The sequence below is a fragment of the Micromonospora sp. M42 genome, from assembly GCF_000568915.1.
In the GTDB taxonomy this organism is placed as follows: domain Bacteria; phylum Actinomycetota; class Actinomycetes; order Mycobacteriales; family Micromonosporaceae; genus Micromonospora; species Micromonospora chalcea.
Window position 1 is genome coordinate 4,269,916 of the sequence record NZ_KK037233.1, and the last position, 12,487, is coordinate 4,282,402.

11 protein-coding genes are annotated in these 12,487 nt (G+C 72.9%); 4 read left to right on the forward strand and 7 right to left on the reverse strand.

The genetic code is table 11. The annotated features are described in order from the left end of the window. Positions 1-30: 30 nt before the first annotated feature. Entirely contained in the window at positions 31-294 is a 264-nt protein-coding gene (locus MCBG_RS19655; RefSeq protein WP_043327616.1) for a cell division protein CrgA, read from the reverse strand. 230 nt (positions 295-524) lie between these two features. Between MCBG_RS19655 and MCBG_RS19660 the strand changes: the two genes are divergently transcribed. The 4 genes from MCBG_RS19660 to MCBG_RS19675 all read left to right on the forward strand — a co-directional run bounded on the left by MCBG_RS19660 (position 525) and on the right by MCBG_RS19675 (position 4,116). Continuing rightward, entirely contained in the window at positions 525-1,331 is an 807-nt protein-coding gene (locus MCBG_RS19660) for a DUF881 domain-containing protein (protein WP_043327617.1), read from the forward strand. 1,004 nt (positions 1,332-2,335) lie between these two features. Then, positions 2,336-3,184 (forward strand): class E sortase, encoded by an 849-nt coding sequence (locus tag MCBG_RS19665; RefSeq protein ID WP_051611559.1) that lies wholly within the window; start codon positions 2,336-2,338, stop codon positions 3,182-3,184. A gap of 3 nt (positions 3,185-3,187) precedes the next feature. After that, positions 3,188-3,460 (forward strand): hypothetical protein, encoded by a 273-nt coding sequence (locus MCBG_RS19670; protein ID WP_030500496.1) that lies wholly within the window; start codon positions 3,188-3,190, stop codon positions 3,458-3,460. 5 nt (positions 3,461-3,465) lie between these two features. Next, positions 3,466-4,116, forward strand: coding sequence for an aminodeoxychorismate/anthranilate synthase component II (locus tag MCBG_RS19675; RefSeq protein ID WP_043330783.1), 651 nt, complete (start codon positions 3,466-3,468; stop codon positions 4,114-4,116). Positions 4,117-4,291: 175 nt separating this feature from the next. On the opposite strand, the gene pknB is transcribed toward MCBG_RS19675, so the two are convergent. The 6 genes from pknB to MCBG_RS19705 are packed head-to-tail and all read right to left on the reverse strand — an operon-like array spanning position 4,292 to position 12,486. Next, the gene (pknB, locus tag MCBG_RS19680) at positions 4,292-6,139 is read right to left on the reverse strand and encodes a Stk1 family PASTA domain-containing Ser/Thr kinase (RefSeq protein WP_043327619.1); all 1,848 of its coding nucleotides are present in this window, start codon (positions 6,137-6,139) and stop codon (positions 4,292-4,294) included. Then, entirely contained in the window at positions 6,136-7,533 is a 1,398-nt protein-coding gene (locus tag MCBG_RS19685) for a serine/threonine-protein kinase (protein ID WP_043327620.1), read from the reverse strand. Before MCBG_RS19685 ends, pknB begins: the two co-directional genes overlap by 4 nt. Position 7,534: 1 nt before the next feature. Beyond that, positions 7,535-9,043 carry a peptidoglycan D,D-transpeptidase FtsI family protein gene (locus MCBG_RS19690; RefSeq protein WP_043327621.1) on the reverse strand — a complete coding sequence of 503 codons (1,509 nt, stop codon included), beginning with the start codon at positions 9,041-9,043 and terminating at the stop codon, positions 7,535-7,537. Next, entirely contained in the window at positions 9,040-10,530 is a 1,491-nt protein-coding gene (locus tag MCBG_RS19695; protein WP_043327622.1) for an FtsW/RodA/SpoVE family cell cycle protein, read from the reverse strand. The genes MCBG_RS19690 and MCBG_RS19695 overlap by 4 nt, the downstream gene beginning before the upstream one ends. Positions 10,531-10,558: 28 nt before the next feature. Next, the gene (locus MCBG_RS19700; protein WP_043327623.1) at positions 10,559-12,004 is read right to left on the reverse strand and encodes a PP2C family protein-serine/threonine phosphatase; all 1,446 of its coding nucleotides are present in this window, start codon (positions 12,002-12,004) and stop codon (positions 10,559-10,561) included. After that, positions 12,001-12,486 (reverse strand): FHA domain-containing protein FhaB/FipA, encoded by a 486-nt coding sequence (locus tag MCBG_RS19705; protein WP_030500489.1) that lies wholly within the window; start codon positions 12,484-12,486, stop codon positions 12,001-12,003. Before MCBG_RS19705 ends, MCBG_RS19700 begins: the two co-directional genes overlap by 4 nt. Position 12,487 lies beyond the last annotated feature (1 nt).

A 12,487-nucleotide genomic window follows, 5' to 3' on the forward strand; every position in this document is an offset into this window, starting at 1 on the left:
TGACCTACGACCGGTCGACGGGCGGCCGGCTCAGCGCCAGCGGGAGAGCAGGATCAGCGAGGAGACCATCGCGCCGAAGCCGACGGCGAGGTTCCAGTAACCCCAGGTGGCGACCGGGTACGCCTGCTCGGACAGGTAGTAGAGCACCAGCCAGCCGATGCCGACCACGATCAGCGCGACCGCCGTGACCGGCAGCCAGACCGGGCTAGGCTTGCGCGTCGACGCCGTCGCCGTCGGACGAACGTCCGTGGGCGGGGTGTACACCTTCTTCTTGCGGACCTGAGACTTGGGCACGACGCTCTCCAGAGGGGGGTACGACCTCGTCCGGCCTGACAACCGGGCGCGAGGGCGACGGTCCATGGCCAATAATGTTCGACAGCTAGCGTAGTCCCGACGGACCGTCCAGGCCACGAATGGGGCCAGGCCGGTGCACTCAGTAACCGGAAAGAGCGGACTTTCCGGGTCGATCAGGTCGGTTCGCATCGGCGCGAGCCGGAACGAGACGACGGGAAAGGGAACGCCCGGTGGAGTACACGTCCGGCGCCGCCTCCTGGCAGAAGGTCCTCCGCCGCGCGGCAGCCGCCCTGTTGCCCCGGCGCGCCCGCCAGCGCCGCCCGGGCTGGTCGATCGGCGTACCCCTGATCGCCGCCGCGGCCGGGCTGCTGTTCACCACCACCGCCACCACCGCGGGCGGCACGCCGCTGCGCGAGGACCGCCGGCCCCAGCTCACCCAGCTGATCGAGGACCGCCGGGAGCAGGTGGCGGCGAGCGAGGCGAAGGCCGCCCGGCTCCGCACCGAGGTGGAGGAGCAGACCGCCGCGCTGGCCGGCGCCGACGGGCCGATCAAGACCGAGCGGGACCGGGCCGCCGCGAGCCGGCAGGCTGCCGGGTTCACCGCGCTCACCGGCAGCGGCGTGACGGTCGAGCTGAACGACGCCGACCGCCGGCCCGACCAGCCCCTGCCCAAGGGCGCCAGCAACGACGACCTGGTCGTGCACCAGGGCGACGTCCAGGCGGTGGTCAACGCGCTCTGGGCCGGCGGCGCGGAGGCCATGTCAATCATGAACGTCCGCGTGCTCAGCACCAGCGCGGTACGCTGCGTCGGTAACACCCTGCTGCTGCATGGCCGGGTGTACTCCCCTCCTTTCAAGATCGTGGCAATCGGCGACCCCGCGGAACTCCAGCGGGCGCTCGCCGCCTCTGAGGGAGTGCGGGTGTTCAAGGAAGTGGCTGAGCACTACCAACTCGGCTACGTCGAGCGCGTCTCCACAGTCACCGTGCCGGCGTTCGAGGACTCCACCGCGTTGCAGTCGGCGACGGTGCCCCGGTGAGCGGCGGCGACCCCCGGGACCGCCGCGGCCACGACCGCCAGGAGGAGCCCACCGCGTTCCTCCCCAAGGTCGAGCGCCCGGCCCCCGCCCCGGCGTCGCCGCCCCCGCTCGACCTGCCCTGGCCCGACGCCGGACCGTCGCACACCTCTCCGGCGCGACGGGGCCCGTTCCCACCGACGCCCGCCCCACCACGGAGCGCCCCGCCACGGACCGCCCCGCCGTCGACCGCCCCACCGTCGACCGCCCCGCCACCGCCCGGCCCGCCACGGTCCGCTCCGCCGCCCTGGCCGGGCAACCAGGCCCATCCGCCGGCCGGCCCGCACCGCGCCGAGGCCGACAGGCGGTTCCGCCCCTCCGCCGGCGGGATTCCCGAATCCGGGTTCCAGCCCTCCGGTGGCAGAGTTCCCGAGTCCGGGTTCCAGCCTTCCGGTGACGGGATCCCCGAGTCGGCGCACCGATCGCCCGGCCGTCCGGGCGCGGGCGGGTCCGGCCCGGCGCGTTTCGCCGGGCCGGCCGGACCCGGCACCGGCCAGCCGGGCGGTCCACCGCAGCACACGGCCGCGCCCCAGCGCGGGCCCGGGATGCGTCCCGCCACGCCGGCCGACGTGCCGCCCCGGACGGGCGAACGCACGACGCGACCGGGCGACGTCCCACCCTCGGCGGGTGAACGCCGGACGCGACCCGGCGATGCCCCGCCCGGGACGGGTGAGCGGCAGATGCGGCCGGGCGCGTACGGACCGGCGGCGCACCAGAATCCCGCCCGCCCGGCCGGCGGCGCGCTCCCGCCGGAACGCGGTGTGCGCGGGGCCCAGCCGTCCGCACACCGGCCCGCAGCCGTGGGAGAACGGAGGACGTACGCCGGGGGGCGAGGGACGGCAGGCGGCCGGTGCGCCCTGCCTTACCTCGGTTTCGGCGGCCCGGCCGACGCGGACCGGACCCCGCCGGCCGACCCGGGAGCGACGGCGGTGCTGCCCGCCGTCACCCGGCCGCCCGCGGACCCCCGGATGGACGCCACCGGGCTGATGGGCGCGGTGCCTCCGGCGCCGGACGCGGCGGACAGCGGCGACGAGCCACCGGCCGAGCCGCCCCGCCCCCGGCGCGGCGAGCGGGTGGTGCAGTTGCGGCCCGAGCAGACCGGCGAGGGCTACCGGAGCGTCTACTCCGAGCTGACCCGCCCCAGCGCCGGCTCCCGGCTGCGCACCGTCGTACGCGGCGCCGGCGAACTGCTCATCACGTTCGGCCTGGTGGTGCTCCTCTTCGCCGGCTACGAGATCTGGGGCAAGGCGGTCATCGTCGACGCCCACCAGAGCGACCTGAACAGCCAGCTCGCCCAGGAGTGGGGCGCGGACCCGACGGTCGCCCCGACCACCGGGCCGACCGTGAAGCCGAAGCCGCCGGCCAACGGAAAACCGGTCGCCGGCCTCTACATCCCCAAGTTCGACAAGCACTGGGTGGTGGTCGAGGGGGTCACCCCCAACGACATCCGGTACGCCCCGGGCCGCTACCCGGACAGCGCCATGCCCGGCGAGGTGGGCAACTTCGCCGTGGCGGGCCACCGGATCCGCTCCACGTTCTGGCGGCTGGACGAGCTGAAGACCGGCGACGCCATAGTGGTCGAGACCCGCACCGACTGGCTCGTCTACCGCGTGTACGAGCAGCGCATCGTCAAGCCGTCCCAGGTCGAGGTGGTCGCACCGGTGCCGGGCAAGCCGGGCCAGAAGCCCACCGAGAAGCTGCTCACGCTCACCACCTGCAACCCGAAGTTCGACAACTACCAGCGGCTGATCATCCACGCCCGGCTGGACACCGTCCAGGCCAAGTCGGCGGGCCGCCCGGCCGAACTGGAGACGTGAGCCGTGTACTCCTGGATCTGGCGGAAACTTCCCTTCGGGCTGCCCGGAAAGCTGATCGGCTCGCTGCTGCTGGCCACCGCCACCGTCGCGCTGCTCTGGTTCGTGGTGTTCCCGTGGGCCGAGCCGCTGCTGCCCTTCGACGACGTGCAGGTCACCCAGGACTCCGGCGTACCGGGTGACGGCGGGCTCACCGAGCCGACCGGGCTGCCCGGCGACGAGGAGCTGCCGTACAGCACCGAGACGAACAACGCCCCGCCCCCCACCCCGAACAGGTGACCCCGATGCGTGTCCTGGTGATCGACAACTACGACTCGTTCGTCTTCAACCTCGTGCAGTACCTCGGCCAGCTCGGGGCCGACTGCGACGTACGGCGCAACGACGAGATCGACGTCGCCGAGGTGGGCCGGGCCGGCGCCGGTGGCATCCTGCTGTCGCCCGGTCCGGGCAGCCCGGACCGGGCCGGCATCTGCCTGGACGTCATCCGCGAGTACGCCGGCAAGCTCCCGATCTTCGGCGTCTGCCTCGGTCACCAGGCGATCGGCGAGGCGTTCGGCGCCACAGTGGCGCGCGCGCCGGAACTGCTGCACGGCAAGACCTCCGAGGTACGCCACGACGGCGTGGGCGTGCTCGTCGGCCTGCCCGACCCGTTCACCGCCACCCGTTACCACTCGCTCGCCGTACTGCCCGAGACGCTGCCGGACGAGCTGGAGGTCACCGGCCGGACCGGCTCCGACGTGGTGATGGCGATGCGGCACCGGACGCTGCCGATCGAGGGCGTGCAGTTCCACCCGGAGTCGGTGCTGACCGAGGGCGGTCACCTCATGCTGGCGAACTGGCTGGCCGCCTGCGGCTTCCCGGAAGCGCTGGAGCGTGCCCCGGAGCTGGCCGCCGAGGTCGACGCCCGCCGCCGGGCCGCCTTCGCCGCAGCCTGACCCGCCGCCCGCTCCTCCCCCCGCCGCCCGCCCCGTCGATCATGAAGTTGACGGCGTTCGACGCCCGATTTGTCGCCGTCAAGTTCATGATCGACGGGGAAGGGGCGGGCGCTGGGACGGGCGCGGCGGCGGCCCCGGGATCGGGGACGCCGCCGCGTCGTCGGTCAGGTGATGCTCAGCGTTCGGTACGGCTGGGCGCGATGGTCGGGAACGGGAAGCCACTGCCGCCGCCGTTGCCGCCGCCGTTGCCGCCACCACCGCCCGGCGTGGTCGGCGTCGTGCTGGGGCTGCCGCTCGGCGTCGGGCTGGTCGGCTCCTCGTCCTCGCGCGGCACGTCGACCTCGATGGTCACCCGCTCGCCCTTGGCCAGCTTCGTCTTGCCGGCCGGCGACTGTTTGCTGACCTTGCCCGCCTGGGACGGGTCGACCTCGTTGCCCTCCCGGACCCGGACCGTGTAGCCGGCCTCCTTGAGCTGTTGTGTCGCCTGCTCCTCGGTGTAGCCGATGACGGTCGGCACCTCGCCGACGTTGCCCTTGGAGACCTTGAGCGTCACCTTGCTGCCCTCGGCGACCGAGCTGCCCTCGGTGGGCGAGACGGAGATGACCTGACCCTCCGGCGCGCTGTTGCTGACGTCCTCGCGCACCGCGACCAGGTTCCGTTCGTCCAGGCGGGCCTTCGCGGCGTCGTAGGTGCTGCCCGTCAGGTTTCCGGGAATGGTGACCTGGCCCGGGCCGGTGCAGACCTTGACGGTGACCTCGGTGTCCTTGTCCACCCGCTGGCCGAACGTCGGGCTCTGCTCGACCACCGAGCCCCTCTCGCAGGTGGTGTTCTGCACCGGGTCGCCGGGGGCGTACCGCAGCCCGGCCTGGGTGAGCGCGGCCTTCGCGTCGTCCGCCGACCGGCCCACCAGCTGGGGCACCGACACCTTCTCGTTGCCGGCCTGGTTGAGCCAGAGCGCTGTCCCCAGCGCGATCACCGCGAGCACGCCGAGCGCGGCGAACGCCGCGATGACCCAGGACGAGCTCTTGCGCTTGCCCGGGTCACCGACCCGCGCCACCGGCTGCGGGCGGGTCTGCGGGCCCATCATCTGGGTCTGCTGCGCCTGCTGGTAGCCGCCCGCGGCGGCGCCCATCGGCATGGTCTCCTCGGCCGGCATCACCGGGGTGGCCAGCACCGGCCGGCCGGCGGCGGCGCGGAGCAGGTCCGCCCGCATCTCACCGGCGCTCTGATAGCGGTTGAGCGGGTTCTTCGACAGCGCCTTGAGCACGATGGCGTCGACCGCCGGGTTGACGTCCGGGTTGATCGTGCTCGGCGTCGGCGGCTGCTCCCGCACGTGCTGGTACGCGACGCTGACCGGGCTGTCGCCGACGAACGGCGGGTGGCCGCAGAGCAGCTCGAACAGCACGCAGCCGGCCGCGTAGACGTCGGAGCGGGCGTCGACCGCCTCGCCGCGCGCCTGCTCGGGAGAGAGGTATTGCGCGGTGCCGATGACCGCGCTGGTCTGCGTCATCGTGGTGGCGCCGCTGGCCAGCGCCCGGGCGATGCCGAAGTCCATCACCTTGACCTGGCCGGTCTGGGTGAGCATCACGTTGCCGGGCTTGATGTCCCGGTGGATGATCCCGTGCCGGTGGCTGAACTCCAGCGCCGCGCACATGTCGGCGCAGATCTCCAGCGCCCGGCGCGGCTGGAGCCGCCCCTCGACGCCGAGGACCTCCTTGAGCGTCCTGCCGTTCACGAACTCCATCACGATGAACGGCAGGGTTTCGCCCGTCGGGCCGGTTTCCTCACCGGTGTCGTAGACGGCGACGATGGCCGGGTGGTTCAGCGAGGCGGCGTTCTGGGCCTCGCGGCGGAACCGCATCTGGAAGGTGGCATCCCGGGCCAGGTCGGCACGGAGCATCTTGATCGCGACATCCCGCCCGAGCCGGAGGTCGCGGCCGCGGTGCACCTCGGCCATGCCGCCGTAGCCCAGCAGCTCGCCGACCTGATACCTGCCACCGAGCAGGCGGGCCTGCGCTGTCATCGCGTGTCTCGTCCTTCGCTCGTCGTCGTACCGCCGTCGGCCGGCAGGAGGCGTACCTCACGACGGTACGACGTGCGGACCGGATAGTCGCCTCCGTGCGGCCGCACCGCGCCGGAGGTCACGCTCACACTCGCCGGAGCGGATGCGGTAGCACCGTATTTCCGGTACAGGAACGAAATCACGCCCGAGCAGAGGATGACCAGTACGGCCACCACGATCGCCGTCGTCCAGAGCCCGGACCGGGAGCGCCGGGGCGGGGGCGGGGCGGCCGGGCGCGCGTACGGCATGGGGTTGTGCTGGGGCACGGGCCGCTGCGGTACGGGTGCCGCGCCACGCGGCGCCACCGGCGGGCGGGGCATCGGGGCCGGGTGGGCGATCACGGCCGGGCGCTGCGTCACCGGCGGGCGGGCCGGCGAAACGGGCGGACGGGCCGGGGAGACCGGCGGACGGGGCTGCGGATGCGCGGCGGCGGCCGGTGGCTGCGGCCGGGGAGCGGTCGGCACCTGAGCGCGTGCGACGGGTGCGGCCGGTGAGGCGGGCGCGGCCGAGATGGGCCGTCCGGCGCGGGCCGCCTGGGAGAGCGCGAGCTTGGCCTGCCGGGCGATGCTCGCCAGCGCGGCGGCGCTGGGCCAGCGGGCGGAAGGGTCCTTCGCCATGGCCCGCTCCACGATGGCCCGGACCTGCGGCGGGATGTCGGCCGGAAGCGCCCGGGGCGTCTCCCGTACGTGCTTCATGGCGATTTCGAGCGGGTTGTCCCCCTCGAAGGGGCGCCGGCCCGCGAGGCACTGGTACGCGACCACGCCGAGCGCGTAGACGTCCGAGGCGGGCGTGGCCACCGCACCGGTGGCCTGCTCCGGCGAGATGTACGAGGCGGTGCCGAGCACCGAGCCGGCGGCGGTGAGCTGGCCGACCAGCTCGGAGCGGGCGATGCCGAAGTCGGTGAGCACGAGCGTGCCGTTCGGCCGGACCAGCAGGTTGCCGGGCTTCACGTCACGGTGCACGATGCCCTTCTCGTGCGCGGCGTGCAGCGCGTCGGCGGCCTGGGCCAGCAGCGCCATGGTCCGCGCCGGGGTCAGCCGGCCGACCCGGCTGAGCGTGGCCGACAGCGCGTCGCCCTCGACGTACTCCATCACCAGGAACGCGATGTGCTGGTCGCTGCCGAAGTCGTAGACGTCGACCACGCCCGGGTGGTTGATGGTCGCCATGGTCCGCGCCTCGCCCCGGAACCGCTCGGCGAAGCCCGGCTCGTCCAGCAGCGCGGGGAGCAGGCTCTTGACCGCGACGGTACGGCCCAGCACCTGGTCGGTGCCGCGCCACACGTCGCCCATGCCACCGCTGGCGATCCGCTCGTCGAGGCGGTAGCGGTTGCCGAGCTTCACCCCCGGGCTCAGCACGTCAGCGCCTCCCGGAGTCCGCGATGGCCGCCGCCATGATCCGGCCGGCGATGCGGGCCGCCTCGGCGCTGCCACCGTTGCCCGCCTGCTCCAGCTCGACGCAGACGGCGGACAGCGGCGTGCCGTCCTTGTCCAGCGCGAAGCCGATGAACCAGCCGTGGTCCGGGGTGTTCGGGCCGGACTGCGCGGTACCGGTCTTGCCACCGACCAGGTAGCCGTCGATGGCGGCCCGGCGGCCGGTGCCCTCCTTCACCACGTTCTGCATCATGTCGCGCAGGTCGGCCGCGACCTGACCGCTGATCGGGCGGCGCAGCTCGCGCGGCTGGGCGGGGTCGTAGACGGTGGTGCGGTCCGGCCCGAGCAACTGCTTGACCAGGTACGGACGCATCTGCTTGCCGTCCTTGTTCGCCACCGCGGCAGCGATCAGCGCGCCCTGCAGCGGCGTCATCCGCACGTTGTTCTGGCCGATCGACGACTGGGCGAGCGCGGCCGGGTCGGTGCTGCCGTCCGGGTTCTGCATGTCGCCGGTGCGGCTGGCCGCCACCGGCAGGCCACCCTCGCCGAGCTGGCCGACGGTGAGGTCGTCCTGCTCGAAGCCGAACTGCTTGGCCTTCTCCTTCACCTTGTCCGCGCCGAGGCGTACGCCGAGCTGGGCGAAGCCGGTGTTGCAGGACTCGGTGACCGCCTCGCGCAGCGTCACCTGCGACTCGGGGCAGATCGACGGCGCGGCGTTGCGGATCGGCTGCCCGGCGCCGGGCGCGGTGTAGCTGGAGCCGGCGGGGATGCGGGTCTGCTGGCCGACGCCGTTCTCCAGCGCGGCAGCCGCCATGATGATCTTGAAGGTGGAGCCGGGCGGCAGCGTCTCGGACAGCGCCCGGTTCGCCAGCGGCCGATCCTTGTCCTTCTCCAGCGTGTTGTACGCCCGGTCCGCCTCGGTGCTGTTGTGGCTGGCCAGCGGGTTCGGGTCGAAGCTCGGCATGGAGACCAGCGCCTGCACCGCGCCGGTACGCGGGTCGATCGCGATCGCCGCGCCCTTCGTCGCGCCCACCTGGTTGTCGTTCAGCTGCTTGTACGCCGTCTCCTGGGCCCGCTTCGACAGCGTCAGCACCACGTTCCCGCCACCGGTCTCGTCACCGGTGAACATGTCCTTGATCCGGTTGGCGATCAGCGCGTCGCTGGTGCCGGCGAGGAAGTCGTTCTCCACCCGCTCGATACCGCTCGCGCTGCCGTTGACCGGCTTCCAGCCGAGCACGTGCGCGTACATCTCGCCGCCCGGGTAGGTGCGCTGGTACTTCAGCTCACCGCCGGTCTCCTTGCTGAGCGCGTACGCGGTGCCGCCGACCTCGATGTTGCCGCGCTTGCGGTCGTACTCGGCGACCTGGACCCGGCCGTTGTAGTCACTGTTGCGGTATTCGTCGGCCTTGTAGGCCTGGATCCAGTTCAGGTTCGCGAAGAGGAGCCCGAACAGGACCATCACGACCACGCCGACGCGGCGCAGAGGGGCGTTCACGGTCGGATCACCTCCGTCGGGGCGCCGTGCAACTGCTCGGGTGGACCACCGGACGGCCGGGCCGCCGGGCCGCCACCACCGGTCACCGGTCGGCGGGCACCGTCGGAGACGCGCAACAGCACCGCGATCAGCAGCCAGTTCGCCATCAGCGAGGAGCCACCGGCGGACAGGAACGGGGTGGTCTGGCCGGTCAGCGGGATGAGCTTGCTGATGCCGCCGACGATGACGAAGACCTGCAGGCCCAGCGTGAACGCCAGGCCACCGGCGAGCAGCTTGCCGAACGAGTCCCGCACCGCCAGCGCGGCGCGCAGACCCCGCTCCACGATCAGCAGGTAGATCACCAGCAGCGCGGAGAGACCGAACAGGCCGATCTCCTCACCGATGCCGGCGAAGATGAAGTCGGTCTGCACCTCGGGCAGCAGCGTCGGCTGGCCGCCACCCGGACCGGCCCCGAACAGACCGCCGGTGCCGAGCGTGAGCAGGCCCTGCACCAACTGGTAACCCCGGTCGTACGGCTCGGCGAACGGGTCGAGCCAGATCTGCGCCCGGTCGTAGAAGTTCGCGAACGGGCCGCCCACGGTGCTGCCCAGCACGTACGCCAGATAGGCGCCGCCGAAGAACAGGATCAGACCGATGAGCAGCCAGCTGACCCGCTCGGTGGCGATGTAGAGCGTCACCACGAACATGCCGAAGTAGAGCAGCGAGGTGCCCAGGTCCTTCTCGAAGATCAGGACCAGGAGGCTGACCAGCCACACCACCAGCACCGGGCCGAGGTCGCGCCCGCGCGGGAAGTCGATGCCGAGCACCCGCCGGCTGGCGAGCGAGAGCACCTCACGCTTGCGCACCAGGTAGTAGGCGAAGAACGTGAGCAGGGCCAGCTTGGCGAACTCGCCCGGCTGGATGGAGAACCCGCCGAACTTGATCCACAGCTTGGCGCCGTTGATCTCGGAGAAGCGGCTGGGCAGCACCGCCGGGATCATCACCAGCACGATGCCGGCGAGGCCCAGCGTGTACGCGTACCGGGACAGCGACCGGTGGTCGCGCAGGATCGCCAGCAGCCCGGCGGCAAGCACCACGGCGGCCAGCGTCCAGGCGAGCTGCCGGCCACCGGTGCCGGCGAAGATGGCCAGGTCCTCCCGCTCCGCGGGCGCGGCCTTGGCCAGGTCGTACCGGCGCAGGAAGCCCACGCCGATGCCGTTGAGCAGGGCCACCGCCGGCAGCAGCGCCGGATCGGCGTACGGCGCCAGCCAGCGGATCACCAGGTGCAGGCCGAGGAAGACCAGCCCCAGCGCGGCGGCCGGGATCCAGAAGTCGGACGTGATCGTGTCCAGCGCCTTCGCCTCGACCATCGCCGCGTACGCCGCCACGAGCACCATGGCGAGCAGGAGCAGGGACAGCTCGGCGTTACGCCGGGACCGGGCCAGGCGTACGCCGGACTGCTCGCCCGTCGAAGCGGGCGAGGCGGCCGGTACGGCGGCTGCGGTCACGGATACGTCCTCGGGATCGAGCCGGCACTCACTGCGGCGACCGGCAACCCGCCGGATCGGCCGGCGGAACGGTGTCGGAGGGAACGGCGTCGGGCGTGGTGGTGAACGTCGGCGTCGGCGCGTCGGGGGTGGGCGTCGACGCGCCCGCGGGCGGCGTGGACGGGAGCGGGCTGCCGCTCGGCGGGGGCAGCGGGTCGGTGGTGGCCACCGGCGTCGGACTGGTCACACCGGGCGTCGGGTCGGGCGGGCAGAGCGGCTTGAGGTTCGGGTTGCCCGGGTCGTCGCTGGTCAGCTCCGCCAGCCGGCGCTCGGCGTCCGGCTCGTTGCGGGCCTGGATGCCCTGCTTCACCCGCTCCTGGGCGGCCAGCGTCAGGTCGTCGAGCCGGGCGTTACTGCGCTCGTGCACGTTCGACAGGTCCAGCCCGGCGACCTGGCCGGGCACGCCGCGGAAGACCGCGAGCTGGCCGTCGTCGGTGGCGCCGACGTAGTACTGCCGCTGGGTGTACGTCCAGCCGCCGAACACGCCGCCGCCGACGATGACCGCGAGCGCCAGCACCATCGCGACGGTGCGCAGCGGTCGGCGGCGCCGGCCGTCGGGCTCGTCGTCGCGGTTGTCCGCCGGCTCCTCGGGGACGGGTGGCCGGGGCGCGGACAGCGCCGAGGCGCGGGCGGCCGGGGTGGAGTCGTCGGCCGAGGTCGCCATGCCGCGGTCCCGGGCGGCGGCGCCGCCCACGATCGGGGACGCCTCGACGATGTCCTGGTCGGTGGCGTCGGCGATGATCACGGTGATGTTGTCCGGGCCGCCGCCGCGCAGCGCGAGCTGCACCAGGCGTTCCACGCACCGCTGCGGGTCGGGGTACTCCCGCATGGTGTCGGCGATGGTGTCCGCGCTGACCACGCCGGAGAGCCCGTCGGAGCAGATCAGGTAGCGGTCGCCGGGCAGCACCTGCCGGACGCTGTACTCCGGGTCGATGTCGCGGCCGTCGAGCGCCCGGGTGAGCAGCGAGCGCTGGGGGTGGCTGCTCGCCTCCTCCGCGCTGATCCGGCCCTCGTCGACGAGCATCTGGACGTACGTGTCGTCCTTGGTGATCTGCGCGAACTCACCGTTGCGCAGGAGATAGGCCCGCGAGTCACCGATGTGGACCATCCCGAGCTTGCTGCCGGAGAAGAGGGTCGCGGTGAGCGTGGTGCCCATCCCCTCCAGCTGCGGGTTGGCGTCCACGGTGTCGCGGAGCTGCTGGTTGGCGGTGCCCACGGCGGAGCGGAGCGCGTCGACCAGGGCGTCACCGGGGACGTCCTCGTCGAGCGGCGCCATGGCACCGATGACGATGTTGCTGGCGACGTCACCGGCGGCCATGCCGCCCATGCCGTCGGCCACGGCGAGCAGCCGCGGTCCGGCGTAGACGGAATCCTGATTGCCGTCTCGGATCAGACCGCGGTCGCTGTGGGCCGCGTAGCGCAGGGTCAGAGTCATGGCCGTAATTCGAGGGAAGTGCGGCCGATCCGGATCGGCACGCCGAGGGGGACGGGGGTTGGTCCGGTGACCTTAGCGCGATCGAGATAGGTGCCGTTAGTCGATCCGAGGTCCTCGACGTACCACTGCCCCTCACGGGGCACCAGCCGGGCGTGTCGCGCCGAGGCGTAGTCGTCGGTGATCACCAGGGTCGAGTCCTCCGCCCGGCCGATGGTGATCTGGGCCTCGCCGAGCGTGATCCGGGTGCCGGCCAGCTGACCGGCGGTGACCACGAGCTGGTGGGCGGCCCGGCCGCGCTTGGCCTTCGCCGGCTTCCCCGCCTGCCCGGTCGACGCGCCGATCCCCCGCGGCGCGGCCACCAGGCGGCCCGACCGGGCGCCCGCGAACAGGTCCCGGCGGATCACACCGACGACCGTGAACACGAAGATCCACAGCAGGATGAGGAACCCGAACCGGGCGACGGTGATGACGAGCTCCGGCAAC

Coding starts and splice junctions, on each gene's coding strand:
- MCBG_RS19700 (WP_043327623.1), bottom strand. CDS start 12,004: ATGACTCTGACCCTGCGCTACGCGGCCCACAGCGACCGCGGTCTGATC.
- pknB (WP_043327619.1), bottom strand. CDS start 6,139: ATGACAGCGCAGGCCCGCCTGCTCGGTGGCAGGTATCAGGTCGGCGAG.
- MCBG_RS19665 (WP_051611559.1), top strand. CDS start 2,336: ATGGACGCCACCGGGCTGATGGGCGCGGTGCCTCCGGCGCCGGACGCG.
- MCBG_RS19675 (WP_043330783.1), top strand. CDS start 3,466: ATGCGTGTCCTGGTGATCGACAACTACGACTCGTTCGTCTTCAACCTC.